At 57.6% G+C, this 26,852-nt stretch carries 20 protein-coding genes; 14 read left to right on the top strand and 6 right to left on the bottom strand.

Annotated elements, in window-relative coordinates:
- Positions 1–149 precede the first annotated feature (149 nt).
- The 5 genes from C3406_RS21125 (at position 150) to pckA (ending at position 6,327) form a co-directional block, all read left to right on the top strand.
- Positions 150–2,285 carry an intracellular growth attenuator family protein gene (locus C3406_RS21125; RefSeq protein ID WP_103824810.1) on the top strand — a complete coding sequence of 712 codons (2,136 nt, stop codon included), beginning with the start codon at positions 150–152 and terminating at the stop codon, positions 2,283–2,285.
- Positions 2,286–2,348: 63 nt separating this feature from the next.
- A complete protein-coding gene (yrfG, locus tag C3406_RS21120) occupies positions 2,349–3,032 on the top strand; it encodes a GMP/IMP nucleotidase (protein ID WP_103824809.1) in 684 nt (227 codons plus the stop codon).
- Positions 3,029–3,430: a ribosome-associated heat shock protein Hsp15 gene (hslR, locus tag C3406_RS21115; RefSeq protein WP_103824808.1), complete on the top strand. Its 402-nt coding sequence runs from the start codon at positions 3,029–3,031 to the stop codon at positions 3,428–3,430. Before yrfG ends, hslR begins: the two co-directional genes overlap by 4 nt.
- 23 nt (positions 3,431–3,453) lie before the next feature.
- Positions 3,454–4,332, top strand: a complete 879-nt coding sequence (gene hslO, locus C3406_RS21110; protein ID WP_103824807.1) for an Hsp33 family molecular chaperone HslO — start codon at positions 3,454–3,456, stop codon at positions 4,330–4,332.
- Between the two features lie 375 nt (positions 4,333–4,707).
- The gene (gene pckA / locus C3406_RS21105) at positions 4,708–6,327 is read left to right on the top strand and encodes a phosphoenolpyruvate carboxykinase (ATP) (protein WP_103824806.1); all 1,620 of its coding nucleotides are present in this window, start codon (positions 4,708–4,710) and stop codon (positions 6,325–6,327) included.
- 81 nt (positions 6,328–6,408) lie between these two features.
- Here pckA and envZ read toward each other — a convergent pair whose 3' ends face one another.
- A complete protein-coding gene (gene envZ / locus C3406_RS21100; protein ID WP_103824805.1) occupies positions 6,409–7,755 on the bottom strand; it encodes a two-component system sensor histidine kinase EnvZ in 1,347 nt (448 codons plus the stop codon).
- On the bottom strand, positions 7,752–8,471 hold the full coding sequence (gene ompR / locus C3406_RS21095) for an osmolarity response regulator transcription factor OmpR (protein ID WP_001157751.1): 720 nt from the start codon (positions 8,469–8,471) through the stop codon (positions 7,752–7,754). Before ompR ends, envZ begins: the two co-directional genes overlap by 4 nt.
- A 226-nt stretch (positions 8,472–8,697) precedes the next feature.
- Here ompR and greB point away from each other — a divergent pair, with 226 nt between their 5' ends.
- The 5 genes from greB (at position 8,698) to feoC (ending at position 14,661) form a co-directional block, all read left to right on the top strand.
- Positions 8,698–9,171, top strand: coding sequence for a transcription elongation factor GreB (gene greB, locus C3406_RS21090; protein WP_103177315.1), 474 nt, complete (start codon positions 8,698–8,700; stop codon positions 9,169–9,171).
- Positions 9,172–9,257: 86 nt separating this feature from the next.
- Positions 9,258–11,579, top strand: a complete 2,322-nt coding sequence (locus tag C3406_RS21085; protein WP_103824804.1) for a Tex family protein — start codon at positions 9,258–9,260, stop codon at positions 11,577–11,579.
- A 260-nt stretch (positions 11,580–11,839) separates the two neighbouring features.
- Entirely contained in the window at positions 11,840–12,067 is a 228-nt protein-coding gene (gene feoA / locus C3406_RS21080; RefSeq protein WP_103824803.1) for a ferrous iron transporter A, read from the top strand.
- A 30-nt stretch (positions 12,068–12,097) separates the two neighbouring features.
- Positions 12,098–14,416, top strand: a complete 2,319-nt coding sequence (feoB, locus tag C3406_RS21075; protein WP_103824802.1) for a Fe(2+) transporter permease subunit FeoB — start codon at positions 12,098–12,100, stop codon at positions 14,414–14,416.
- Between the two features lie 8 nt (positions 14,417–14,424).
- On the top strand, positions 14,425–14,661 hold the full coding sequence (feoC, locus tag C3406_RS21070; protein ID WP_103824801.1) for a [Fe-S]-dependent transcriptional repressor FeoC: 237 nt from the start codon (positions 14,425–14,427) through the stop codon (positions 14,659–14,661).
- A gap of 40 nt (positions 14,662–14,701) precedes the next feature.
- On the opposite strand, the gene C3406_RS21065 is transcribed toward feoC, so the two are convergent.
- Together C3406_RS21065 and bioH are read right to left on the bottom strand one after the other, a co-directional pair.
- On the bottom strand, positions 14,702–14,971 hold the full coding sequence (locus C3406_RS21065) for a YdgH/BhsA/McbA-like domain containing protein (RefSeq protein ID WP_103824800.1): 270 nt from the start codon (positions 14,969–14,971) through the stop codon (positions 14,702–14,704).
- A 113-nt stretch (positions 14,972–15,084) separates the two neighbouring features.
- Positions 15,085–15,858: a pimeloyl-ACP methyl ester esterase BioH gene (gene bioH / locus C3406_RS21060; protein WP_103824799.1), complete on the bottom strand. Its 774-nt coding sequence runs from the start codon at positions 15,856–15,858 to the stop codon at positions 15,085–15,087.
- Between the two features lie 36 nt (positions 15,859–15,894).
- On the opposite strand from bioH, the gene gntX reads away from it, so the two are divergent.
- From gntX to gntT, 3 genes are all read left to right on the top strand, one after another.
- Entirely contained in the window at positions 15,895–16,578 is a 684-nt protein-coding gene (gntX, locus tag C3406_RS21055; protein WP_103824798.1) for a DNA utilization protein GntX, read from the top strand.
- Between the two features lie 58 nt (positions 16,579–16,636).
- Positions 16,637–17,212 (top strand): Fe-S biogenesis protein NfuA, encoded by a 576-nt coding sequence (gene nfuA, locus C3406_RS21050; protein ID WP_103824797.1) that lies wholly within the window; start codon positions 16,637–16,639, stop codon positions 17,210–17,212.
- Between the two features lie 309 nt (positions 17,213–17,521).
- Positions 17,522–18,838 (top strand): gluconate transporter, encoded by a 1,317-nt coding sequence (gntT, locus tag C3406_RS21045; RefSeq protein WP_103824796.1) that lies wholly within the window; start codon positions 17,522–17,524, stop codon positions 18,836–18,838.
- Positions 18,839–18,965: 127 nt separating this feature from the next.
- On the opposite strand, the gene malQ is transcribed toward gntT, so the two are convergent.
- A complete protein-coding gene (gene malQ / locus C3406_RS21040; RefSeq protein ID WP_103824795.1) occupies positions 18,966–21,050 on the bottom strand; it encodes a 4-alpha-glucanotransferase in 2,085 nt (694 codons plus the stop codon).
- A gap of 9 nt (positions 21,051–21,059) precedes the next feature.
- Positions 21,060–23,453, bottom strand: coding sequence for a maltodextrin phosphorylase (malP, locus tag C3406_RS21035; protein ID WP_103824794.1), 2,394 nt, complete (start codon positions 23,451–23,453; stop codon positions 21,060–21,062).
- A 584-nt stretch (positions 23,454–24,037) separates the two neighbouring features.
- On the opposite strand from malP, the gene malT reads away from it, so the two are divergent.
- Positions 24,038–26,743, top strand: coding sequence for an HTH-type transcriptional regulator MalT (gene malT / locus C3406_RS21030; protein WP_103824793.1), 2,706 nt, complete (start codon positions 24,038–24,040; stop codon positions 26,741–26,743).
- Positions 26,744–26,852 lie beyond the last annotated feature (109 nt).

Genomic DNA, 26,852 nt, shown 5'->3' with positions numbered 1-26,852 from the left:
GGTTGCCTTTGCTATCATCAGCGAACACTGGGATGCGCTTCAAATTGCTCAAGTTCAACGCCTTACATGCCGATAGCCAACCACAGACACGCATTCACTGTTAAAGGTGCTACTGACTACACCTGTAAGAAAAGTAAGATGGGGAAAGCATGAGCACCATTTTAATAATTATCGCTGCTATGCTGGCCTGCGCATTAATTGCAGGGTGGTGGTTCAGACGTCGATCGCAGCGTCGATATCGCCTGCCTTATCTCAACGCCTTTACCGGGGCGAGCACACGCAAACTCACCGCAGAAGAACGTAGCGCGATTGAGCAATATCTCGAGTCGTTTAACCGCATCCAGCAAATGCCTGCAACAGGCGCCAGCGCGGCTCCGGTCTCGTTAAGCCTGAACGCCGAGAGCAATACCGTGCTCTGCCTGACGCGCTCCATTACCCGCTATGGCATTACCACAGATGATCCCAATAAATGGCGCTACTACCTTGACTCCGTCGAAGTGCATCTGCCGCCGTTCTGGGAGCAATACATCAATGACGAAAACAGCGTTGAGCTGATCCACACCGACGCTATCCCGCTGGTGATTACCCTGAACGGCCACTCCATCGCCGAGTATGTCCAGGAAGCGCCGCATCTGGCGCTGGAACACGTCAGCTCAACCCAGGCGTCAATTCGTGGCGAAGAGACAGAGCAGATCGAACTGCTGAACATTCGTCAGGAGACCCACGAAGAGTATGCCCTCAGCCGCCCGGATGGCATTCGTGAAGCGCTGCTGATTGTCGCCGCCTTCCTGCTGTTCTTCTTCTGCCTGCTGAGTCCGGATGTTTTTGTCCCCTGGCTTGCTGGTGGCGGCGTGCTGCTGCTGGCGGCGGGTTTATGGGGATTATTTGCCCCGCCAGCGAAAAACGCGCTGCGTGAGATCCACTGCCTGCGCGGGACGCCAAAGCGCTGGGGTCTCTTTGGCGAGAACGATCAGGATCACGTCAACAACATCTCAATGGGCATTATTGACCTGATCTACCCGCGCCACTGGCAGCCGTGGCTGGCCCAGGATTTAGGGCAAAAGACCGATGTTGATATCTATCTGGACAGGCATGTGGTGCGCCAGGGACGTTATTTATCCCTGCATGACGAGGTGAAAAACTTCCCGCTGCAGCACTGGTTGCGCAGCACGGTGATTGCCGGTGGCGCCGGGCTGGTGCTGGCAATGCTGATTTTCCTCGTACCGCTGGATATGCCGATCAAATTTACCCTGTCGTGGATCAAAGGCGCCCAGACCATCGAGGCTACCAGCGTTGGGGAGCTTGAAAACGCCGGGGTGCGCGTCGGCGATACGCTGAATCTGAAGGGAACGGGGATGTGTAATATCCACGCGCCGGGCAACTGGAACGCCCGTCAGAGCTCGCCTTTTGCCCCCTTTGACTGCTCGCAGCTGATCTGGAATGACGCAGCCCCGCTGCCGCTGCCGGAATCAGACATTGTTAACAAAGCCACGGCGCTGACCCAGGCCCTGAGCCGCCAGCTCCATCCTCAACCGGAAGATGTTACGCGCGTCAGCCCGGCGTTACGCTCCGCCATTCAGAAATCGGGCATGATCCTGCTGGATGATTTTGGCGATATCGTACTGAAGACCCAGGAGCTGTGCGCGGAGGCGGATGAGTGCGTCAGGCTGAAGAACGCGCTGGTGAACCTCGGCAACAGCAAAGACTGGGAAGCGCTGGTGAAACGTGCCACGACTGGCCGTCTTGATGGTGTTAACGTCCTGCTGCGTCCGGTGAGCGCCGAGTCGCTGGAAAACCTGGTCGCCACCTCTACCGCGCCATTCGTTATGCGCGAAACCTCGCGTGCCGCGCAGGCGCTTAACAGCCCGGCGCCCGGCGGCTTTGTGATCGTCAGCGATGAAGGCAGCGATCTGGTCGATCAGCCCTACCCGCCGGTGGCGCTGTATGACTACCCGGCGCAGGAACAGTGGGGCGAGTTTCAGCGACTGGCGCAGATGCTGATGCACACGCCGTTCAGCGCCGAAGGAATTGTGACGAGCATCTTTACCGATGCCAATGGCACCCGCCATATCGAGCTGCACCGCATACCGGATAGCGCCGTTTTATGGCGTTACATTGCCACCTCGCTGCTGATGCTGGCGATGGTGCTGTGCATTATCTGGAACGGCGTGATGGCGTTACGCCGCTACCAGCGCTCGCGCACCCGCCTGGCGGAGATCCAGCAGTACTACGAAAATTGCCTCAATCCGAAGCTTGTTCCTACCCCTGAGAGCCTGATCGGATAACCTCTGTGCGCGACCAGATATGCTACTCTGTCGCGCACGTTTTTTCTGGCTGGAGTATTCCCCATGCATCTTGATATCGCCTGGCGGGAGGTTGATACCGTCCTGCTGGATATGGACGGCACGCTGCTGGACCTCGCGTTTGATAACTACTTCTGGCAAACACTGGTGCCGGAAACCTACGGCGAGCAGCAAGGGATCACCCCGCTGGAGGCGCAGGAATTCATACGCCAGCAATATACCGCCGTACAACATACGCTAAACTGGTACTGTCTGGACTACTGGAGCGAACGCCTTGGTCTGGATATTTGTGCCATGACCACCGCTCAGGGCCCGCGCGCCGTTTTGCGTGAAGATACCGTCCCCTTTCTGGACGCGCTCAAAGCCAGCGGCAAGCGGCGCATTTTGCTGACCAACGCACACCCGCATAATCTGGCGGTGAAGCTGGAACATACCGGACTGGGTTCACACCTTGATTTATTACTTTCCACCCACACATTTGGTTATCCGAAAGAGGATCAGCGTTTGTGGCAGGCGGTGGCAGAAGAGACCGGCCTGCAGCCAGAAAGAACGTTGTTTATTGATGACAGCGAACCCATTCTGGATGCGGCGGCAAAATTTGGCATACGTTATTGCCTTGGCGTGACCAATCCTGATTCTGGCCTGGCTGAAAAAAGCTATCTGCGACATCCGGGGCTGAACGACTACCGCCGGATGATCCCCTCACTCACCGTGAAGGAGAAGCCATGAAAGAGAAACCCTCCGAAGGAGTAAGACTGGATAAATGGTTATGGGCTGCCCGCTTTTACAAAACGCGCGCCCTCGCCCGCGAAATGATTGAAGGCGGCAAAGTGCATTACAACGGGCAGCGCAGCAAACCGAGCAAGCTCGTGGAGCTGAACGCCACCCTGACCCTGCGTCAGGGCAACGACGAACGGACGGTGATCGTGAAAAACATCACCGAACAACGTCGCCCGGCAGTGGAAGCCAGCACCCTGTACGAAGAGACGGCAGAAAGCGTGGAGAAACGCGAAAAGATGGCGCAGGCGCGAAAGCTGAATGCCCTGACCATGCCGCATCCCGACAGACGCCCTGACAAGAAAGAACGTCGCGATCTGATTAAATTTAAAAATGGCGAGAATGAGTGATTCTTGCTGAACGAGAGATGACTATGGCCCAACACGACCAATTACACCGCTATCTGTTTGAACAATTTGCCGTTCGCGGCGAGCTGGTTACCGTATCCGAAACCTGGAAACAGATCCTGGAAAACCACAACTACCCGCTGCCGGTGAAAACCGTGCTGGGCGAGCTGCTGGTCGCGACCAGCCTGCTGACCGCGACCCTGAAATTTGCCGGTGACATCACCGTGCAGCTGCAGGGAGATGGCCCGATGAGCCTGGCGGTAATCAACGGCAACAACCAGCAGCAGATGCGCGGCGTGGCGCGCGTACAGGGCGAGATCCCTGAAAACGCAGACCTGAAAACGCTGGTGGGCAATGGCTACCTGGTCATCACCATCTCCCCGGAAGAGGGCGAGCGCTATCAGGGGGTGGTCGGTCTGGAAGGCGACACGCTGGCAGCCTGCCTGGAAGACTACTTCCTGCGCTCCGAACAGCTGCCGACGCGTCTGTTCATCCGTACCGGTGAAGTCGACGGCCAGCCGTGTGCCGGCGGGATGCTGCTGCAGGTGCTGCCAGCCCAGAACGCGCAGGCAGATGATTTCGATCACCTGGCCACCCTCACCGAAACCATCAAAGCCGAAGAGCTGTTCACCTTACCGGCGAACGAAGTACTGTGGCGTCTGTATCACGAAGAAGAGGTGACGCTCTACGATCCGCAGGATGTTGAGTTCAAATGCACCTGTTCCCGTGAACGCTGCGCGGGTGCCCTGAAAACACTGCCGGATGAAGAGATTGACAGCATCCTGGCGGAAGATGGCGAAATCGACATGAACTGCGACTACTGCGGTTCTCACTACGTCTTTAACGCAATGGACATTGCCGAGATCCGCAACAACGCCTCCCCGGCCGATCCGCAGCTGCACTAAGTCCTGCCGTTAACTGCCCTCTTGAGGGGGCAGTTAACCTTTTCCCCTCCCCTACTCATTAATTTCATTCACTATTTACCCCAATCTGCTGAATCGTTATCAGTAATGTAAGTCTTTCGTAATTTTCTTTCATGTATGCGCTTACATTCACATTCTCGCAGTTTAATTTATCGCTCATTAACCTTTTCGGAACATTTTCCCCAACCGAAAAGTGATTCCTGCCATAATCTGCACCGCAAAGTGACAGGAGTCACAGCGTTTTCCGTCATAAAGGGTTTTTGTCCAGATACGCAAATCTATGAGCCCGGTCGCGGTTAACATTCGAAGAAAACCCCTACAATTTCAGGCAGTATAAATTGGCTAAGGAGCAGTGATATGCGTGTTAATGGTTTAACCCCGCAAGATCTCAAGGCTTATGGTATCAACGACGCTCGCGACATCGTCTATAACCCTGATTACGATACGCTTTATCAGGAAGAGCTCAATCCAGCACTCGAAGGATACGAGCGCGGTATATTGACGACGACCGGCGCTATCGCTGTCGACACCGGTATTTTTACCGGCCGTTCGCCGAAAGATAAGTACATTGTTCGTGACGACACCACCCGCGATACCCTGTGGTGGGCCGATCACGGCAAAGGGAAGAACGACAACAAAGCGATCTCCCCTGAAATCTGGCAGCATCTGAAATCCCTCGTCACCCGACAACTTTCCGGTAAACGTCTGTTCATCATCGACGCTTACTGCGGTGCCAACGCCGATACCCGTCTTTCCGTTCGTTTTATCACTGAAGTCGCCTGGCAGGCCCATTTCGTGAAGAACATGTTCATTCGCCCGACCGAAGAAGAGTTACAGAGCTTCGAGCCTGACTTTGTGGTGATGAACGGTGCGAAATGCACCAACCCGCAGTGGAAAGAGCAGGGACTGAACTCGGAAAACTTTGTCGCCTTTAACCTGACGGAGCGTATCCAGCTTATCGGCGGTACCTGGTACGGCGGCGAAATGAAGAAAGGGATGTTCTCGGTGATGAACTACCTGCTGCCGTTAAAAGGCATTGCCTCCATGCACTGCTCGGCGAACGTGGGCGAGAAAGGCGACGTGGCGGTCTTCTTTGGCCTCTCCGGCACCGGTAAAACCACCCTCTCCACCGATCCGAAACGCCGCCTGATTGGCGATGACGAACACGGCTGGGATGACGACGGCGTGTTTAACTTCGAAGGCGGTTGCTACGCCAAGACCATTCGTCTGTCAGCTGAGGCGGAGCCGGATATCTTCCAGGCGATCCGTCGTGATGCGTTGCTGGAGAACGTGACGGTACGTGCTGACGGCACGGTCGATTTTGACGATGCGTCAAAAACAGAAAACACCCGCGTCAGCTACCCGATCTACCACATCGACAATATCGTTAAGCCGGTTTCAAAAGCGGGCCACGCGACCAAGGTGATCTTCCTCACCGCCGACGCGTTTGGTGTGCTGCCGCCGGTTTCACGCCTCACCGCCAGCCAGACGCAGTATCACTTCCTCTCCGGGTTTACCGCCAAGCTGGCCGGTACCGAACGGGGTGTGACTGAGCCGACGCCAACCTTCTCCGCCTGCTTTGGCGCAGCCTTCCTGTCGCTGCACCCAACACAGTACGCCGAAGTGCTGGTGAAACGCATGCAGGCCTCGGGTGCCCAGGCGTATCTGGTCAACACCGGCTGGAACGGCACTGGCAAACGTATCTCCATCAAAGATACCCGCGCCATTATCGACGCCATTCTGAATGGTTCGCTGGATGATGCGGAAACCTTCACCCTGCCGATGTTCGATCTGGCAATCCCGACCGAACTGCCGGGCGTGGACAGCCATATCCTCGACCCACGCAACACCTACGCGTCGCCGGAGCAGTGGCAGGAAAAAGCCACCACGCTTGCGAAGCTGTTTGTGCAAAACTTTGAGAAGTACACCGATACGCCAGCGGGTGCGGCGTTGGTGAGTGCGGGACCGAAGCTGTAAAAATTGTGCCGGGTGGCGCTTCGCTTACCCGGCCTACCATAATCCATGCCGGGTAAGGCGAAGCCGCCACCCGGCATTTTTTTAACTCTCTTTCACCTGCCCGCGCGGAAACGGAACCGGCAGCCAGGCGCGGATACTCAACCCACCCCGTTCGCTGGTGCCAATCTCCAGCAGACCGTTATGGTTATCCACAATACGCTGCACAATCGCCAAGCCTAAACCGGTGCCGCTGGTGCTGCGCGCGCTGTCGCCGCGCACAAACGGCTGGAACAGGTGTTTACGCTGCTCCGGTTTGATCCCCGGGCCGTCATCTTCCACCTGGAACCAGGCGCGACTCAGCTCGGAGCCGCTGCTGACCTTGATCCAGCCATTGCCGTAACGGGCAGCATTCACCACCATATTCGCCACGGCGCGCTTAATGGAGAGCGGGTGCATCCGCACGGTGATATCACCCGGCTGCAGATCGGTTTCGATCTCACGCTCGTAGCCGCTTTCGGCCGCCACCACTTCACCCAGCACCGCGTTCAGATCCGCCATCTCCATCGGCATCTCCTGCCCGGTGCGCAGGTAGTCAATGAACTGCTCGATAATGGCGTTGCACTCTTCGATGTCCTTGTTGATGGACTCCGCCAGGTAGCCATCTTCCTCGCCCATCATTTCGGTCGCCAGACGAATACGCGTTAACGGGGTGCGCAGGTCATGGCTGACGCCGGCCATCAGCAGGGTACGGTCATCCGCCAGTTGTTTCACCCCCGCCGCCATATGGTTGAACGCGCGGGTAACGGAACGCACTTCCGACGCGCCATATTCGCGCAGCGGAGGCGGAATAATCCCTTTACCGACCTGGAGCGCCGCATGCTCCAGGTCGACCAGCGGTCGGTTCTGGATGCGAATAAACAGCCACGCCCCACCTATCGCCAGCAGCATAATCGCCAGGGTGTAGCGGAACAGCGGCGAGAAGTCGCCCTGATGGATTTCGGTGAGGGGCACGCGCACCCAGATATTGGGTGAGAGCCAGGTTTTCAGCCAGACCACCGGCGAGCTTTTGTTGACCTCAACGCGCACTTCCGTTGGGCCGCCCAGCTGCTGCGCCATCTGCTGGCTTAAAAATTCATAGTGTTGTGCCCAACGCAGGCCTGCGTCTTCCGCCGCTTCGTTAGAGTAGAGCGATATCCCCAGCTCACGGTAGATTTCACGGCGAAACGCAGGGGGAACCACCAGCTGCGTGCCATCTTCCAGCTGCAGTTTATCGGTCATCAGCATACGCACTTCGTAGGCCAGGACCTTATTAAACTGCTGGAGGCTCGGTAGGATCGCAAAGTTCAGCACCACCAGATAGGTCGTCACCAGGCTGACGAACAGCAGGGTGACGATCAGTAACAGGGTGCGGGCAAACGAGCTTCGCGGCGAAAAACGCATTCGCCTCATGCTTTAGAGCCGTCCGGGACAAACACGTAGCCCAGACCCCAGACGGTCTGGATATAGCGCGGATGCGCCGGATCCTCTTCCACCATGCGGCGCAGGCGGGAGATCTGTACGTCGATGGAACGCTCCATCGCGGAGTATTCACGGCCACGGGCCAGGTTCATCAGCTTATCGCGCGACAGTGGCTCGCGCGGGTGGCTGACCAGCGCTTTCAGGACCGCGAACTCACCGCTGGTGAGCGGCATCGGCTCATCTTCGCGGAACATCTCGCGGGTGCCGAGATTCAGCTTGAACTTACCGAAGGCGATTACCGCCTCTTCCTGCGACGGTGCGCCAGGCAGTTCGTTCGCCTGACGGCGCAGTACGGCACGGATACGCGCCAGCAGCTCACGCGGGTTAAACGGTTTTGGAATGTAGTCGTCGGCGCCAATTTCCAGACCCACGATACGGTCAACCTCTTCCCCTTTCGCCGTCACCATAATGATCGGCATTGGGTTGCTTTGGCTGCGCAGACGACGGCAGATAGAGAGGCCATCTTCGCCCGGCAGCATCAGATCCAGCACCATCAGGTGGAAGGATTCACGGGTCAGCAGGCGATCCATCTGTTCGGCGTTAGCCACGCTACGAACCTGGAAGCCCTGCTCGGTCAGATAACGCTCAAGGAGCGCACGCAGGCGCATGTCGTCATCCACCACCAGAATCTTATAATTCTCTTGCATTGTCAGTACTCCCAAAGGTTCGGATAATCTTGAACAGCGTATTCTAAAAAAGTGCGCGTCCACGACCAGCTAATTCTGGTATAAATTCTAGTCGAAATTGTTACAAAGCATATTTAACAGCAGCTTATATGTACATTCCATCACATAACTCATTATTAATCCTCTCTGTTAAGATAAGTGATACGTAATGTGCGCAAGGTAAGCAACCTCGTCGTAAGGCAAAAGAATGAAAACGCCCCTGATCACCCGCGAAGGATATGAAAATCTGAAGAAAGAGCTGGACACCCTGTGGCGGGAAGAGCGCCCGGAGGTGACGAAAAAAGTGACCTGGGCGGCAAGTCTCGGCGACCGCAGTGAGAATGCCGACTACCAGTACAACAAAAAGCGGCTGCGTGAAATCGACCGTCGGGTGCGTTATCTGACCAAATGCCTCGAGAACCTGAAAATCGTCGACTATTCCCCGCAGCAGGAGGGCAAGGTCTTTTTCGGCGCGTGGGTGGAAATTGAAAACGACGACGGCGATCTCAAGCGCTTTCGTATCGTCGGCTACGATGAAATTTTTGGTCGTAAGGATTACATCTCCATCGATTCTCCAATGGCCCGCGCGCTGCTGAAAAAAGAGGTAGGCGATCTGGCTATCGTCCAGACCCCGGCGGGAGAAGCCAGCTGGTATGTAAATGAAATCGAGTACGTAAAATAGTCCTGGAGCGCCCTCCGCGACTGGCATTTTGCTGTGCCAGTCCGTATAACTATCCCCTGATTTTTGACCCACAAGATGAAATAGCCATGATGAAAGATTCGCTCTGCCGCATTATTGCGGGTGAACTTCAGGCAAGGGCTGAACAGGTAGAAGCTGCCGTTCGCCTGCTTGATGAAGGGAACACCGTGCCGTTTATTGCACGTTATCGTAAGGAAGTCACCGGCGGTCTGGATGATACGCAGCTGCGTAACCTGGAGACCCGCCTTGGCTATCTCCGTGAGCTGGAAGAGAGGCGCCAGGCGATTCTGAAATCCATTGGCGAACAGGGCAAGCTGACCAGCGATCTGGAAAAAGCCATTAATGGCACCCTGAGCAAAACCGAGCTGGAAGACCTCTATCTTCCCTATAAACCTAAGCGCCGTACCCGCGGGCAGATTGCCATCGAAGCAGGCCTGGAGCCGCTGGCCGATCTGCTGTGGAATGAGCCCTCGCACGACCCGGAAACCGAAGCCGCGAAATTTATCGATGCCGATAAAGGCGTGGCCGACACCAAAGCCGCCCTTGATGGCGCACGCTACATCCTGATGGAGCGCTTCGCCGAAGATGCTGCCCTGCTGGCAAAAGTGCGTGATTACCTGTGGAAGAACGCCCATATCGTCTCCACCGTGGTCAGCGGCAAAGAGGAAGAAGGGGCGAAATTCCGCGACTACTTCGATCACCATGAACCGATTTCAACCGTGCCTTCTCACCGCGCGCTGGCGATGTTCCGCGGCCGCAACGAGGGCATTTTGCAGCTCTCCCTGAACGCCGACCCGCAGTTCGATGAGCCGCCGAAAGAGAGCCACGGCGAGCAGATCATCACCGATCATCTCGGTCTGCGCCTGAATAACGCCCCGGCAGACAGCTGGCGCAAAGGGGTGGTGAGCTGGACCTGGCGTATCAAGGTGCTGATGCATCTCGAAACCGAACTGATGGGCACCGTGCGCGAACGCGCCGAAGACGAGGCGATTAACGTCTTTGCCCGTAACCTGCACGACCTGCTGATGGCTGCCCCTGCTGGCCTGCGCGCCACCATGGGTCTCGATCCGGGTCTGCGTACCGGCGTGAAGGTCGCCGTGGTGGATGGCACCGGCAAGCTGGTGGCCACCGATACCATTTATCCGCATACCGGTCAGGCGGCAAAAGCTGCGGTCGCGGTTGCGGCGCTGTGCGAAAAGCACAACGTCGAGCTGGTGGCGATCGGTAACGGCACCGCCTCCCGCGAAACCGAGCGTTTCTTCCTCGATCTGCAAAAGCAGTTCCCGAAAGTGACCGCCCAGAAGGTGATTGTCAGCGAAGCGGGTGCATCCGTGTACTCGGCCTCCGAGCTGGCGGCACAGGAGTTCCCGGATCTCGATGTTTCCCTGCGTGGCGCGGTCTCTATCGCCCGCCGCCTGCAGGATCCACTGGCGGAGCTGGTGAAGATCGATCCGAAATCTATCGGCGTGGGCCAGTACCAGCATGATGTCAGCCAGACCCAGCTGGCGCGTAAGCTGGACGCGGTGGTGGAAGACTGCGTGAACGCCGTGGGCGTTGACCTTAACACCGCCTCCGTTCCCCTGCTGACCCGCGTGGCGGGCTTAACCCGTATGATGGCGCAGAATATCGTCGCCTGGCGTGATGAGAACGGTCAGTTCCAGAACCGCCAGCAGCTGCTGAAGGTGAGTCGTCTGGGGCCAAAAGCGTTCGAGCAGTGCGCGGGCTTCCTGCGTATTAACCACGGCGACAACCCCCTGGATGCCTCCACCGTTCACCCGGAAGCCTACCCGGTGGTCGAGCGCATTCTGGCCGCTACCCAGCAGGCGCTGAAGACGCTGATGGGCAACAGCAGTGAGCTGCGTAACCTGAAAGCCGTTGACTTCACCGATGAAAAATTCGGTGTGCCGACCGTGACCGACATCATCAAAGAGCTGGAAAAACCTGGCCGCGACCCGCGTCCGGAGTTCAAAACCGCGCAGTTTGCGGAAGGCGTCGAGACGATGAACGACCTGCTGCCGGGCATGGTGCTGGAAGGCGCAGTCACTAACGTCACCAACTTTGGCGCGTTTGTGGACATCGGCGTGCATCAGGATGGCCTGGTGCATATCTCCTCCCTGGCCGACAAGTTCGTGGAAGATCCACATACCGTGGTGAAAGCTGGCGACATCGTGAAGGTGAAAGTGCTGGAGGTGGATCTGCAGCGCAAACGTATCGCCCTCACCATGCGTCTGGACGAGCAGCCTGGCGAAACCAACGCCCGTCGTGGCGGCGGTAACAGCGAGGCACGTCAGCAGCGTCCGGCGGCGAAACCACGCGGGCGTGAAGCACAACCCTCCGGCAACAGCGCGATGATGGATGCGCTGGCGGCGGCGATGGGTAAAAAGCGTTAATTGTTGTGCCCTCTCCTCTTTGGGGAGAGGGTTTATTATTTGTTATTTTTATTTTCATTAAGCAGCAAATATAAAACTCCTCATCAGCACTTTATTAACAAATAATCCACCCGCCTCCGCCGTAAATATTGAGCAAGGTCAATCAGCCTGCAAATTATTATCCCTGGCTACATTCCGTCACATATTTAATATTGATGATAGAAACCATTCTCATTACCATTGTGCCTGTTGATTATTTAACCTCTCGTTAAGTAGGCACTATGCAATTCACTCCAGACAGCGCGTGGAAGATCACCGGCTTCACCCGCGAAATCAGCCCGGCCTATCGCCAGAAGCTGCTCTCTTTAGGGCTACTTCCCGGCTCCGCATTCCACGTTGTGCGCGTGGCCCCGCTGGGCGATCCGGTACATATCGAAACCCGACGGGTGAATCTGGTTCTGCGTAAGAAAGATCTCGCATTAATAGAAGTTGAAGCTCTGTCTCAATAAAACGCCAGCTCTCGTAGCGAGTCTGAAAAAATGAAAAAATTAACCATTGGCTTAATTGGCAATCCCAATTCCGGCAAGACAACGTTATTTAACCAGCTTACCGGCGCTCGTCAGCGCGTCGGTAACTGGGCGGGCGTCACGGTCGAGCGTAAAGAGGGTCAGTTTACGACCATCGACAATCAGGTCACCCTCGTCGATCTGCCCGGCACCTACTCGTTAACCACTATCTCCTCCCAAACCTCGCTCGATGAGCAGATCGCCTGCCACTATATTTTGAGCGGCGACGCCGACCTGCTGATCAACGTGGTGGACGCCTCGAACCTCGAGCGAAACCTCTACCTGACGCTGCAACTGCTGGAGCTGGGCATCCCCTGCGTGGTGGCGCTGAACATGCTCGACATTGCGGAGAAACAGCAGATCCGTATCGTTGTCGACGCGCTTTCCGCCCGTCTGGGTTGCCCGGTGGTGCCGCTGATCTCAACCCGTGCCCGCGGAATCGACGCCCTGAAGATCGCCATTGACCGCCACAGCCGTAACGCTGAGGTGGAGCTGGTGCACTACGCCCAGCCCCTGCTGCGCGAAGCCGGGATCCTCGCAAAGGCAATGGCGCACAGCATGCCGCTCAGGCTGCGCCACTGGCTCGGCCTGCAAATGCTGGAAGGCGATATCTACAGCCGCGCCTATGCCGGTGATGCCGCCCACCAGCTGGATGCCTCTCTGGCACGGTTGAATGACGAGCTGGACGACCCTGCCCTGCACATTGCCGATGCCCGCTATCAGAGCATTGCCGCCATTTGCGACGTGGTCAGCAATGCCCTCACCGCCGAGCCGAGCCGCTTTACCCGGGCGATGGATACGGTGATCCTCAACCGCTTCCTCGGTCTGCCGGTCTTCCTGCTGGTGATGTACGTGATGTTCCTGCTGGCCATCAACATTGGCGGCGCGCTGCAGCCGCTGTTTGACGTCGGCTCCGTCGCCATCTTTATTCACGGCATTCAGTGGCTGGGCTATACGCTGCATCTGCCGGAATGGCTGACTATCTTCCTCGCCCAGGGGCTGGGGGGCGGGATCAACACCGTCCTGCCGCTGGTGCCGCAGATCGGCATGATGTATCTGTTCCTATCTTTCCTGGAGGACTCCGGCTACATGGCCCGCGCGGCCTTCGTGATGGATCGTCTGATGCAGGCCCTCGGCCTGCCGGGCAAATCGTTCGTGCCGCTGATTGTCGGCTTCGGCTGCAACGTGCCATCGGTAATGGGGGCGCGCACGCTGGATGCGCCTCGCGAACGGCTGATGACCATCATGATGGCGCCGTTTATGTCCTGCGGCGCACGTCTGGCGATCTTCGCGGTGTTTGCCGCCGCCTTCTTCGGTCAGGAGGGGGCGCTGGCGGTCTTCTCGCTCTACGTGCTGGGCATTGTGATGGCGATCCTCACCGGCCTGATGCTCAAGCACACCATCATGCGTGGTGAGGCGACCCCGTTCGTGATGGAGCTGCCGGTCTACCACGTTCCGCACCTGAAAAGCCTGCTGATCCAGACCTGGCAGCGGCTGAAGGGCTTTGTGCTGCGGGCGGGTAAAGTGATTGTGGTGGTCAGTATCTTCCTCAGCGCGTTCAACAGCTTCTCTCTGAACGGCAAGGCGGTAGACAACATTGACGACTCCGCCCTGGCCTCCGTCAGCCGCGTTATCACCCCGCTGTTCAAGCCGATTGGCGTACACGAGGACAACTGGCAGGCTACCGTCGGGCTGTTCACTGGCGCAATGGCGAAAGAGGTGGTGGTGGGTACGCTTAACACCCTCTACACCGCTGAAAATATTCAGGAAGCCGCATTTAACCCGGCCGATTTCCACCTCGGCGACGAACTGGTCAGCGCCGTGGATGAAACCTGGCAGAGCCTGAAAGAGACCTTCAGCCTGAGCGTTCTGGCGAACCCGATTGAAGCCAGCAAAGGCGACGGCGAAATGGCGAGCGGCGCCATGGGCGTGATGAGCGAGAAGTTTGGCAGCGCCTCGGCGGCCTACAGCTACCTGATCTTCGTTCTGCTCTACATTCCGTGCATCTCGGTCATGGGAGCCATCGCCCGTGAATCGAGCCGCGGCTGGATGGGCTTTTCGGTGCTGTGGGGGCTGAACATCGCCTACTCGCTGGCGACAGTCTACTACCAGACGGTCAATTTCAATCAGCATCCGCAGTACAGCCTGGTATGCATCCTGGCAGTGGTGCTGTTTAACGTGGTGGTAATCGGGCTGTTACGCCGGGCCCGCAGCCGTGTGGACGTTAATCTGCTGGCGAAAGGCAAAACCGCGGCGGCCTGCTGTGAAAGTCCGGTAAGCGACTGTCATTAGGAGGCGGCATGGCATCGTTAATTGAAGTACGTGATTTACTGGCGTTACAGGGAAGAATGGAGGCCACCCAGCTTAGCCAGATGCTGCATACCCCGCAGGCGATGATCGAGGCCATGCTGCAACGTCTTGAGGCGATGGGCAAAGCGAAGCGGATTCAGGAAGATGCCGACGGCTGCTTATCTGGCAGCTGCAAAAGCTGTCCTGAAGGAAAAGCCTGCCTCAGGGAGTGGTGGGCGCTGCGTTAAGCGTGAATAAAGCCGGGCGAATGTGCCCGGCTTCATTTTTTTATTTGTAGACTTCTGCGGTCGCGCGGATGTCTTTGGAATCTTTGTTGGCGCTGGTGACGACATAGTATTTACCGCCCAGCTCATCCGCTTTCTGTGAAAGCTCTTTTCGCGCATCCATTGGCGCGGTGGTATCAGACGTAGAAATATCGCCAACTTTCGTCAAATTCATCTCTTTAACTTTGTCCTTCTGGATCTCTTCCGCCGCCATAACGCCAAAAGAGAGTGATCCAATAACCAGAGAAGCAACAATACCTGTGACAAGTTTCATAGCCATAACTCCCAAAGATGATTGTAATTTTGATTATCGAAGGCGGGACAACCGCAACGATATATTGAGTATTGTTGCGGTACGTCACTTTTTCCAGCGGTAACAGAAAATAATCAGTTTAAACGGCGACTTAAGGCCATCAGCGCCGCGCAAAACTCGTCGGAGTGAGAGATAAAGGGCGCATGCGCGGCTTTGGTGATGATCAGGGCTTCGCTCTGCGGCCATTGCTCATCCAGCAGCGGCACGATCTTGCGCGGCACCAGCCCGTCCAGATAGCCATAAATACGCAGGTGCGGCAGCGAAAGCGACGCCAGCGGCGCGCGCAGATCGGCCGTTTTCAGGATCTCCAGCCCGCCATTCAGCACCTCCACCTCCGGCATCGGCAATGACAGCACCGTGGTTTTCAGCGTGCGGGCATCCTGGCGCGCCGTTTCTGTGCCCATGGTTTGCAGGGCAAGAAAACGCTCTACCGTCCGCTGGAAATCATTGCTCAGCTGCTGCTGGAAACCGGCCAGCACTTCAGGTTTGATCCCCGGCCACTCTCCCTGGGCGCTAAAACAAGGGGATGACGCCACGGTGACCAGGGCCTGCACCCGCTCCGGGTGCGTCAGGGCAATCTGGCTCGCCACCAGTCCGCCCAGGCTCCAGCCGAGCCAGATCGCCCGATCCGGGGCCTGAGCCAGCACCTGCTCCGCCATCTCCTCAAGCGTCATCGCGCCAAAATCACGGCTACGGCCAAAGCCCGGCAGATCCACCAGGTGCAGCGTAAAATGCGAGGCCAGTTCCTCACTGACGCAACGCCATACTTCGGCATTCAGCCCCCATCCGTGCAGCAGCACAAGATGACAATTTCCTGTCCCGACGGTCTGCCACCAAAGGTTGTTCATCGATTACTGTTCTCTTTTTTCACAAGGAGGTTGTCTATGCTAACAGTGCCCGGCTTGTGCTGGCTATGCCGGATGCCGCTGACCCTCGGCCATTGGGGAGTCTGTTCCGTATGTGAAAGGGGAATTGCCCCGCGGGGGAGCCGTTGCCCCCGGTGCGGCTTGCCGGCCATCCACCCTCACCTGCCCTGTGGGCGCTGCCTGCGTAAACCCCCGCCGTGGCAGGCGCTGGTGGCGGTGTGCGGTTACAGGCCGCCGGTAAGTCTGCTTGTCCATCAGCTAAAATTTTCTCGCCGCAGCCAGCTGGCCCAGCCGCTGGCGAGGCTGTTACTGTTGGCGCTGTTGCGGGCCAGGCGCAGCCACGGTTTACCGCGTGTCGATATGATGGTCAGCGTGCCGCTCTGGTCCCGGCGGCACTGGCGGCGCGGTTTTAACCAGAGTGACCTGCTCTGTCGCCCGCTGGCCCGCTGGTTAAACTGCCGCTATGTTCCCGACGCCCTTCGCCGCACCCGCGCGACCCCGGCCCAGCATCGGCTCAGCGCACGACTGCGTAAACGCAACCTGCAGCACGCCTTTGCGCTTGAATTCCCGGTGGCAGGACGCCATATCGCTCTGGTGGATGATGTCGTGACAACAGGCGCTACCGTCGCGGAGCTCTCCCGCCTGCTTTTGCGAAGCGGCGCGGCGTCGGTTCAGGTATGGTGTCTGTGTCGAACCTTGTAGCGCCCTCAGGTTGGGCGTATTATACCCAGGTAATTTAGTCAACTATTAGGCCAATTCTATGATCCGTATTTCCGATGCTGCACAAGCGCACTTTGCCAAACTGCTGGCAAATCAGGAAGAAGGGACCCAGATCCGCGTATTCGTGATCAACCCGGGCACCCCGAATGCAGAATGCGGCGTCTCTTATTGCCCACCGGATGCTGTGGAAGCAACTGACACCGCCCTGAAATTTGAGCAGCTCACTGCCTATGTCGATGAGCTGAGCGCCCCGTATCTGGAAGATGCGGAAATTGATTTTGTCACCGACCAGCTGGGCTCGCAGTTAACCCTGAAAGCACCAAACGCCAAAATGCGTAAAGTGGGCGATGATGCTCCGCTGATGGAGCGCGTTGAGTATCTGCTGCAGTCCCAGATCAACCCGCAGCTGGCGGGTCACGGTGGTCGCGTCTCCCTGATGGAGATCACCGAAGACGGTCTGGCGATTCTGCAGTTTGGCGGCGGCTGTAACGGCTGTTCCATGGTCGACGTCACCCTGAAAGAGGGGATCGAGAAGCAGCTGCTGAACGAGTTCCCGGAGCTGAAAGGCGTGCGCGATCTTACCGAACACCAGCGCGGCGAACACTCTTACTACTGATTGCCCGTTTGCTTGCCCGGTGGCGCTACGCTTACCGGGCCTACAAACACACATCCCCTTTTCTCTTGCCTCATAACATGACCTGCGTCTCAGAATTCACATTTTGACCGCGGGGGTCATTCTCAAGCCACACATGTTACCCGTATCATTCTCACGGGCACTAAAACAGCTTTACGCCGACCGACTAAACTAAAGATTTAGAAGGCAGCCTCTCTGTGTGCCATCAGTTAGCCGTTCCCAGTTGGGGCAACATTAGTATGTCGTTGAAATGATGACGTTACCCATAACAATTTTTAAGGCCAGATAATCATGCCATTAGTCATTGTCGCTATCGGTGTAATCCTGTTACTGCTCTTGATGATCCGTTTCAAAATGAACGGTTTTATCGCCCTTGTTCTGGTGGCACTTGCTGTCGGCCTGATGCAGGGTATGCCGCTGGTAAAAGTTATCAGCTCCATTAAAGCTGGCGTGGGCGGTACGCTCGGTAGCCTCGCGCTGATCATGGGCTTCGGCGCCATGCTCGGTAAAATGCTGGCTGACTGCGGTGGCGCACAGCGCATCGCAACCACGCTGATTGCAAAATTCGGCAAAAACAACATTCAGTGGGCGGTGGTCTTAACCGGCTTTACCGTTGGTTTCGCGCTGTTCTACGAAGTGGGCTTCGTGCTGATGCTGCCGCTGGTGTTCACCATCGCCGCCTCTGCCAGCATCCCGCTGCTCTATGTCGGTGTGCCGATGGCTGCTGCATTGTCAGTGACACACGGCTTCCTGCCGCCACACCCGGGCCCGACCGCTATCGCCACTATTTTCCATGCGGACATGGGTAAAACCCTGCTGTTCGGTACCATCCTTGCGATCCCGACCGTTATCCTGGCAGGCCCGGTATTTGCCCGTTGCCTGAAAGGTATCGACAAGCCGATCCCGGAAGGGCTCTACAACGCCAAAACCTTTACTGAAGCCGAGATGCCAAGCTTTGCTGTCAGCGTCTGGACCTCTCTGGTACCGGTTGTGCTGATGGCCATGCGCGCCGTCTGTGAAATGGTGCTGCCGAAAGGCCATCCGGTTCTCGGCGTGGCTGAGTTCTTGGGCGACCCGGTAATGGCGACGCTGATCGCGGTTCTGATTGCGCTTTTCACCTTTGGTCTGAACCGTGGCCGCTCTATGGATCAGATTAACGATACCCTGGGCTCCTCAATCAAAATCATCGCCATGATGCTGCTGATCATCGGTGGTGGCGGTGCGTTCAAACAGGTTCTGGTGGATAGCGGCGTGGACAAATACATCGCCTCTATGATGCATGAAACCAACATCTCCCCTATCCTGATGGCCTGGTCTATCGCCGCAGTCCTGCGTATCGCGCTGGGTTCTGCCACCGTGGCCGCTATCACTGCGGGCGGTATCGTGGCGCCACTGATTGCCACCACCGGCGTCAGCCCTGAGCTGATGGTTATCGCGGTCGGTTCCGGTAGCGTGATCTTCTCTCACGTCAACGATCCGGGCTTCTGGCTGTTCAAGGAGTACTTCAACCTGACCATCGGTGAGACCATCAAGTCCTGGTCAATGCTGGAAACCATCATCTCCGTCTGCGGCCTGATTGGGTGTCTGCTGCTGGGTATGGTTGTTTGATGTGACAGCGCCGGGTGGCGGCTGCGCCTTACCCGGCCTACAAAACCAGAGCATGCACATTCCGTAGGCCCGGATCGCTACGCGTCACCGGGCAATAAAAAACCCGCCATCCGGCGGGTTTTTTTTATCACTTCTTCGCAGCCGCTTTTCGCCGCTTATCGAGATCCTTAATCAGCTTATTCACCCCCTCGTCAGCAAACATCGCCTCAAGGGAGGTGGAGAGCTTGCGACGCCAGTTCTTGTACTGGTAGCTGGTGCCCGGAATGTTAACCGGCTCCGCCATACCCAGCCAGTCTTCCGGCTGCAACCCCAGCAGCGCACTGTTGCTGTCGGCAATGTAGCGCTGCAACCCGCGGTTGAGCGTCGGGGTCATCGACATCAACGACGCCTTATGCCCGGTGCGTTTTGGCAGGCAGCCGTGCTCATGCAACGCATCCAGCAGCCCCTGCTTCGACAGCTCGCGATCCTGATAAAGACCGCGGAGCATCACTTCGTCAGGGTAGAGGCCCAGCGTCTTGCCCAGGGTAAGGTCGCCGCTGTCCCACCAGCCCCGAAGCGTAGGAAGGTCATGCGTCGTCGCGACTGCCATTGATTGTTCTGGATACGCCTCCGGCGCGCGGAAGTTCTTTTCAAGGTCGTTTTCAAAATAGAGCACCTTGTAGGAGTACACGCCGCTGTCACGCAGCTTGCTGACAATTTCTACCGGTACGGTACCGAGATCTTCACCGATTACCATACAGTTATGGCGCTTACTCTCCAGCGCAAGAATCGAGAGCAGATCGTCCACCGGATAATGAACATAGGCGCCATGGTCGGCGGTTTCGCCGTAGGGGATCCACCACAGACGCAACACCGACATTACATGGTCGATACGCAGCGCGCCACAGTTCTGCATGTTAGCGCGCAGCAGCTCGATAAAGGGCTCATAGGCGCGGGCCGCGATCACATGCGGGTCCATCGGCGGCAGGCCCCAGTTCTGACCCAGCGGGCCAAGAATATCCGGTGGCGCACCGACCGAGGCTTTCAGGCAGTAAAGCTCGCGATCGCACCAGGTCTCCGCCCCGCCTTCGGCCACGCCCACCGCCAGGTCACGGTAGAGACCAATCGGCATGTCGTAACCCTGGCTCTCCTGCCAGCAGGCTGCGAACTGGCTGTAGGCCAGCCACTGCAGCCAGAGGTAAAAATCGACCTCGTCGGCATGTTCGTCGCAAAACGCTTTCACTGCCGGGGAGTCGACGGACTGATACTGCTCAGGCCAGACCGGCCAGCCCCAGCGCATTTCATCCTCTTTCACCTGATGCGCATGCAGCGCGTCGAACGCCGCCTGCCAGTAGAGGCTCTCCCCTTCACGGGCAACAAACGCCCGGAAGGCCGCCATCTGTTCGTCGTCACGCTGCGCAAAGCCTTTCCACGCCATACGCAGCGCGGCCATCTTCAGCGCGGTGACGGAAGCATAATCGACCCACTCGGCATCGCGGGCGCGTTGCAGCGACTGGCGGGTAGTCTCCATCGTCCACCAGGCCTGCGCCTCGTCGCTGTTGCGGAAATCCTCCACAGCGTTCACGTCGATATAAATCACGTTCAGCCAGCGGCGGGATGACGGGCTGTACGGGCTGGCGCTCTCCGGGTTAGCCGGATAGAGCGCATGGATCGGGTTAAGGCCGATAAAGGCCCCGCCGCGCTTACCGACATCCGCCAGCATCTTTTTCAGATCGCCGAAATCGCCGATCCCCCAGTTATTCTCCGAGCGCAGCGTGTAGAGCTGCACACAGGCACCCCACAGCTTTTTGCCCTCTTTCAGCGCCTGCGGCTCGTAGCAGCGTTTTGGCGCCACAATCACCCGGCAGTGCCAGCGTTGGCCGTCCTGGGTGAGCGTCAGGGTGTGATAGCCCTCCGGCAGTTTTGCCGGAAGGTTGAGGTTTTTGCCGCCCGTGGCGTGGCCCTTGTGCTGATGTCCCTCTTCGGTGGTCAGCAGCCAGCTAAAGTCGCCGCTGCCTTCGATCGTCAGCGGCATCTTTTTCCCGGCAGTGTAGACCATCACGTTCGGGACGGGGGTGACCGCCGCTTTCGCGACGGGTTTGGCTTTATGCATGGCATCCAGCAAACGCCTCTTGGTTTCAGCACCAATAGACTGCGGTTTACCATGAGCATTGATGTAGCTGGGGCTGATGCCCGCCGCCAGTGCGGCATTATCGAGACGTTTACTTTCCATCGCGCTTCCTTAGCGTTTTGCCTGCCAGATACGGGTCTGGTAGTCGCGGATTGAACGGTCAGAGCTGAACATGCCACAGCGCGCGGTGTTCAGAATGCACGCCCGGGTCCAGGCTTCCTGGTCGCGATACAGAACATCGACCTGTTTCTGCGCCTCAACGTAGCCGGCAAAGTCCGCCATCAGCAGATACGGGTCGCCGCCCTCTTTGCCAATGCTGTGCAGCATCTGGTCGAACGCGTGCTTGTCGCCGTCGCTGTATTTGCCGCTCTCCAGCTCTTTCAGTACCGCATCCAGCAGCTTGTCTTTTTTACGCCATTTCACCGGGTCGTAACCTTTGGCTTTAATGGCTTTCACCTCTTCCACAGTATGGCCGAAGATAAAGATGTTCTCGTCGCCCACCTGCTCGGCAATCTCAACGTTCGCCCCGTCCAGAGTACCCACAGTCAGCGCGCCGTTCAGAGCCAGCTTCATGTTGCCGGTGCCGGAGGCCTCTTTACCGGCGGTAGAAATCTGCTCAGAAACGTCTGCCGCCGGGATTAACAGCTCGGCCGCAGAGACGCAGTAATCCGGCAGGAAGACCACCTTCAGCTTGTCGCCCACTTTCGGATCGTTGTTCACCGCGTCGGCCACTTTATTGATAGCGAAGATGATGTTTTTTGCCAGGTAGTAGCCCGGCGCCGCTTTCGCGCCAAACAGGAACACGCGTGGCACGCGGTCGGCCTGCGGGTTCTCACGGATCTCTTTGTACAGCGCCAGAATGTGCAGCAGGTTCAGGTGCTGACGCTTGTACTCGTGCAGACGCTTAATCTGGATATCAAACAGCGCGTTCGGGTTGATCTCAATCCCGGTACGGGCTTTGACGTACGCCGCCAGGCGCACTTTGTTGTCCTGCTTGATGGTGCGGTAAGTCTCGCGGAACGCCGCATCGTCGGCATACTTCTCGAGGTTAATCAGCTGGTCGAGATCGTTGGCCCACTCTTTATCCAGCGATGAATCCAGCAGCGCGGAGAGTGCCGGGTTGCACTGCTTGATCCAGCGACGCGGGGTGATGCCGTTGGTCACGTTGTGGAACTTGTTCGGCCACAGCTGGTGATATTCCGGGAACAGATCTTTCACCACCAGGTCGGAGTGCAGCGCAGCCACGCCGTTTACCGCAAAACCGCTCACCACGCAGAGGTTAGCCATGCGCACCTGCTTGTCGAACACCACCGCCAGCTTCGCCCATACTGCTTTATCGCCCGGCCAGGTTTTATCGACCTGCTTTTTGAAGCGGTTGTTGATTTCGTTGATGATCTGCATATGGCGAGGCAGCAGAGTTTTAATCAGCTTCTCGTCCCAGCACTCCAGCGCCTCTGGCATCAGGGTGTGGTTGGTGTAGGCGAAGGTCTTGCTGGTAATCGCCCAGGCGTCGTCCCAGCTCAGCTGATGCTCGTCGATCAGCACGCGCAGCAGTTCCGGAATAGCAATGGTTGGGTGGGTGTCGTTCAGTTGGATCACTTCGTAATCTGCCAGCTCCGCCAGTTTGCGGCCCGCCAGGTGATGACGACGCAGAATGTCGGCCACGGAGCAGGCGCACTGGAAGTACTGCTGCATCAGGCGCAGCTTTTTGCCCGCCAGATGGTTGTCGTTCGGGTAGAGAACCTTGGTCAGCTTGTCGGCGTCGATCCCCTGCTGCTCAGCACGCAGGAAATCACCGTCGTTGAATTTGGTCAGGTTGAACGGATGGGCATGGGTCGCCTGCCACAGACGCAGCGGCTGCGCCACGCCGTTACGGTAGCCCAGCACCGGCAGATCCCAGGCCTGGCCGGTGATGGTGAAGCCCGGCTCCCACTGACCCGCTTTCGTCACTTTACCGCCAATGCCCACCTGCACATCCAGCGCTTCGTTGTGGCGGAACCACGGGTAGCTGCCACGATGCCAGTCATCCGGGGCTTCCATCTGCTGGCCGTCGGCAAAGGACTGACGGAACAGGCCGTACTGATAGTTCAGACCATAGCCGATCGCTGACTGGCCTACCGTCGCCATGGAGTCCAGGAAACAGGCCGCCAGGCGACCCAGACCGCCGTTGCCGAGCGCCGGATCGATCTCCTCTTCCAGCAGGTCGGTCAGATTAACGTTGTGCGCGTTCAGCACATCGCTCACCTCCTGATACCAGCCCAGGTTAAGCAGATTGTTGCCGGTCAGACGGCCAATCAGAAATTCCATTGAGATGTAGTTAACGTGGCGCTGATCTTTCGCCGGTTCTACTGCGGGTTGGGCGCTCAGTAACTCGGCGAGCGCTCCACTGACGGCCTGCCACCACTGGCGGGAGGTCATCTCTTCAGCGGCATGTAAACCAAAACGCTGCCACTGACGCGTCAGGGCAGCCTGGAATTGAGCTTTGTTGAAAGTAGGCTGTGACATAGGGAATCTGCATCCTGTAGAGAGAAAATAAAACGTTGGCGCTAGTGTGCCTGGCTACTTATGGCTCTTCCTCCTCCTGCCAGGGATTAGACGGGGAGGAGTAGCGGGGATGAGCGATAAAGTGTGATCGCGGCCACTTTCCGCAGCCAGAGTGTGGGGCATTGCAGACGAGATTACCGGGAAGAGCGTCAAAAAATGAAACAGGTTTTCAGAAGGAATATATGAGCGCAGTAATAATTACTTACCTGAAATAATAACTGTAGGATTTTACTGCATCGCAGAGGGTTATTTTACCAGGGTAACCATCCCAGGACTTTATTAACTTTTCACAGCCTTTACGATTCTATATTCCTTTTTATGCTTAACGTTCCGCATACGCGCCAAACCAATATCCATGCGCTTTCGAGGCCCATCGGAAAAGTTCCCGCACCCCAGCATATATTTTTGTGACCGAGTGCAAATTAAGGGATATAAAACCCGGACATAACTTGCAATAAAGAGGTTTCTGACCGACCTTATATGCATTAATTACGAAGCGCAAAAAAAATCAAAAATCTCGATTTCCACACAGTGAAGTGAAAACTATGTTGATTCCGTCAAAATTAAGTCGCCCGGTTCGTCTTGACCATACTGTGGTCCGCGAACGCTTGCTGGCGAAACTTTCCGGCGCGAACAATTTTCGACTGGCGCTGGTAACGAGCCCTGCCGGGTACGGCAAAACCACGCTCATTTCGCAGTGGGCATCCGGCAAGACCGATCTTGGCTGGTACTCCCTTGATGAGGGCGATAACCAGCAGGAGCGTTTCGCCAGTTATCTTATCGCCGCCATTCAGCAGGCGACCAACGGACACTGCGTAACCAGCGAAAGCATGGTGCAAAAGCGACAGTACGCCAGCCTCTCTTCACTGTTTTCCCAACTCTTTATCGAGCTGGCCGAATGGCATCGCCCGCTCTATCTGGTCATTGACGATTATCATCTGATCACCAACCCGGTGATCCATGAGTCGATGCGCTTTTTCCTGCGTCATCAGCCGGAAAACCTGACCCTGGTGGTGCTGTCGCGCAACCTGCCGCAGCTGGGCATTGCCAACCTGCGCGTGCGCGATCAGCTGCTGGAAATCGGCAGCCAGCAGCTCTCCTTTACCCATCAGGAGGCGAAGCAGTTCTTTGACTGCCGCCTGAAATCCCCTATCGAGGTGGCGGAAAGCAGCCGCCTGTGCGACGACGTGGCTGGCTGGGCGACCGCCCTGCAGCTGATTGCCCTGTCGGCGCGGCATAATAACAGCCCGACGCAGCAGTCCGCCCGTCGCCTGTCGGGGATCAATGCCAGCCACCTCTCCGATTACCTGGTGGATGAGGTGCTCAACAGCGTCGATCAATCCACCCGTCAGTTCCTGCTGAAAAGCTCCCTGCTGCGCTCAATGAACGATGCGCTGATTGTGCGCGTCACCGGCGAAGACAACGGCCAGATGCGCCTGGAAGAGATTGAGCGTCAGGGGTTGTTCCTGCAGCGTATGGACGACTCCGGGGAGTGGTTCAGCTACCACCCGCTGTTTGGCAGCTTCCTGCGCCAGCGCTGTCAGTGGGAGCTGGCAACCGAACTGCCGGAAATCCACCGCGCCGCGGCAGAAAGCTGGATGGCGCAGGGCTTCCCGAGCGAGGCGATACATCACGCACTGGCTGCGGGCGATGCCCATATGCTGCGCGATATCCTGCTCAACCACGCCTGGAGCCTGTTTAATCACAGCGAGCTGGCCCTGCTGGAAGAGTCGCTGCGCGCCCTGCCGTGGGAGAGCCTGCTGGAAAATCCACGCCTGGTGCTGCTCCAGGCCTGGCTGATGCAAAGCCAGCATCGCTACAGCGAAGTGAACACCCTGCTGGCCCGCGCCGAGCAGGAGATGAAGGGCGAGATGGATGCCGCCCTGCACGGCGAGTTTAACGCCCTGCGCGCGCAGGTGGCGATCAATGACGGCGACCAGGAAGAGGCTCAGCGCCTGTCGATGGTCGCGCTGGAAGAGCTGCCCCTGGCGAACTTCTACAGCCGTATCGTTGCCACCTCGGTGCATGGGGAAGTGCTGCACTGTAAAGGCGATCTCACCCGCTCCCTGTCGCTGATGCAGCAGACCGAACAGATGGCACGCCGTCACGATGTCTGGCACTACGCGCTGTGGAGCCTGATCCAGCAGAGCGAAATTTTGTTTGCCCAGGGCTTCCTGCAGGCCGCCTGGGAGACGCAGGAAAAAGCGTTCAATCTGATCCGCGATCAGCATCTGGAACAGCTGCCAATGCACGAGTTCCTGCTGCGCATTCGCGCCCAGCTTCTGTGGGCGTGGGCGCGTCTGGACGAAGCCGAAAGCACCGCCCGTCACGGGGTCAATGTGCTCTCCACCTATCAGCCGCAGCAGCAGTTGCAGTGTCTGGGCCTGCTGGTGCAGTGCTCGCTGGCGCGCGGCGATCTCGACAACGCCCGTAACCACCTCAACCGCCTGGAAAACCTGCTCGGCAACGGTCAGTACCACAGCGACTGGGTATCCAACGCCGATAAGGTGCGGGTGATTTACTGGCAGATGACCGGCGACAAGAAATCGGCGGCCAACTGGCTGCGCCAGACGCCGAAGCCGGCGTTCGCCAATAACCACTTCCTGCAGAGCCAGTGGCGCAATATTGCCCGGGCGCAGATCCTGTTAGGCGAATTTGAACCGGCCGAGATGGTGCTGGAAGAGCTGAACGAAAATGCCCGCAGCCTGCGTCTGATGAGCGATCTCAACCGCAACCTGCTGTTGCAAAACCAGCTTTACTGGCAGTCAGGCCGTAAGAATGACGCCCAGCGTGTGCTGCTGGAAGCATTGCAGCTGGCGAACCGCACCGGCTTTATCAGCCACTTTGTGATTGAAGGCGAGACCATGGCGCAGCAGCTGCGCCAGCTTATTCAGCTGAACACGCTGCCGGAGCTGGATCAGCACCGTGCCCAGCGCATTCTGCGTGAGATTAACCAGCATCATCGCCACAAGTTTGCCCACTTCGACGAGACCTTTGTGGAGCGTCTGCTGAATCACCCGGAAGTGCCGGAGCTGATCCGCACCAGCCCGCTGACCCAGCGCGAATGGCAGGTTCTGGGGCTGATTTACTCAGGCTACAGCAACGAGCAGATTGCCGGTGAGCTGGCCGTGGCGGCCACCACCATCAAAACACATATCCGGAACCTGTATCAGAAGCTGGGCGTCGCGCATCGTCAGGACGCGGTGCAGCATGCGCAGCAGCTGTTGAAGATGATGGGGTACGGCGTGTAGGGCATTGCCCGGCGGCGCTGCGCTTGCGCGGGCCTACGGTTTTGTAGTTTTGTAGGCCGGGTAAGGCGAAGCCGCCACCCGGCGACATTTGCCCGGCGGCGCTACGCTT

The organism is Leclercia sp. LSNIH8, from assembly GCF_002920195.1.
Taxonomy (GTDB): domain Bacteria; phylum Pseudomonadota; class Gammaproteobacteria; order Enterobacterales; family Enterobacteriaceae; genus Enterobacter.
This window is presented reverse-complemented; position numbering and strand designations above follow the sequence as displayed.

Coding starts and splice junctions, on each gene's coding strand:
- C3406_RS21125 (WP_103824810.1), top strand. CDS start 150: ATGAGCACCATTTTAATAATTATCGCTGCTATGCTGGCCTGCGCATTA.
- yrfG (WP_103824809.1), top strand. CDS start 2,349: ATGCATCTTGATATCGCCTGGCGGGAGGTTGATACCGTCCTGCTGGAT.
- hslR (WP_103824808.1), top strand. CDS start 3,029: ATGAAAGAGAAACCCTCCGAAGGAGTAAGACTGGATAAATGGTTATGG.
- hslO (WP_103824807.1), top strand. CDS start 3,454: ATGGCCCAACACGACCAATTACACCGCTATCTGTTTGAACAATTTGCC.
- pckA (WP_103824806.1), top strand. CDS start 4,708: ATGCGTGTTAATGGTTTAACCCCGCAAGATCTCAAGGCTTATGGTATC.
- envZ (WP_103824805.1), bottom strand. CDS start 7,755: ATGAGGCGAATGCGTTTTTCGCCGCGAAGCTCGTTTGCCCGCACCCTG.
- ompR (WP_001157751.1), bottom strand. CDS start 8,471: ATGCAAGAGAATTATAAGATTCTGGTGGTGGATGACGACATGCGCCTG.
- greB (WP_103177315.1), top strand. CDS start 8,698: ATGAAAACGCCCCTGATCACCCGCGAAGGATATGAAAATCTGAAGAAA.
- C3406_RS21085 (WP_103824804.1), top strand. CDS start 9,258: ATGATGAAAGATTCGCTCTGCCGCATTATTGCGGGTGAACTTCAGGCA.
- feoA (WP_103824803.1), top strand. CDS start 11,840: ATGCAATTCACTCCAGACAGCGCGTGGAAGATCACCGGCTTCACCCGC.
- feoB (WP_103824802.1), top strand. CDS start 12,098: ATGAAAAAATTAACCATTGGCTTAATTGGCAATCCCAATTCCGGCAAG.
- feoC (WP_103824801.1), top strand. CDS start 14,425: ATGGCATCGTTAATTGAAGTACGTGATTTACTGGCGTTACAGGGAAGA.
- C3406_RS21065 (WP_103824800.1), bottom strand. CDS start 14,971: ATGAAACTTGTCACAGGTATTGTTGCTTCTCTGGTTATTGGATCACTC.
- bioH (WP_103824799.1), bottom strand. CDS start 15,858: ATGAACAACCTTTGGTGGCAGACCGTCGGGACAGGAAATTGTCATCTT.
- gntX (WP_103824798.1), top strand. CDS start 15,895: ATGCTAACAGTGCCCGGCTTGTGCTGGCTATGCCGGATGCCGCTGACC.
- nfuA (WP_103824797.1), top strand. CDS start 16,637: ATGATCCGTATTTCCGATGCTGCACAAGCGCACTTTGCCAAACTGCTG.
- gntT (WP_103824796.1), top strand. CDS start 17,522: ATGCCATTAGTCATTGTCGCTATCGGTGTAATCCTGTTACTGCTCTTG.
- malQ (WP_103824795.1), bottom strand. CDS start 21,050: ATGGAAAGTAAACGTCTCGATAATGCCGCACTGGCGGCGGGCATCAGC.
- malP (WP_103824794.1), bottom strand. CDS start 23,453: ATGTCACAGCCTACTTTCAACAAAGCTCAATTCCAGGCTGCCCTGACG.
- malT (WP_103824793.1), top strand. CDS start 24,038: ATGTTGATTCCGTCAAAATTAAGTCGCCCGGTTCGTCTTGACCATACT.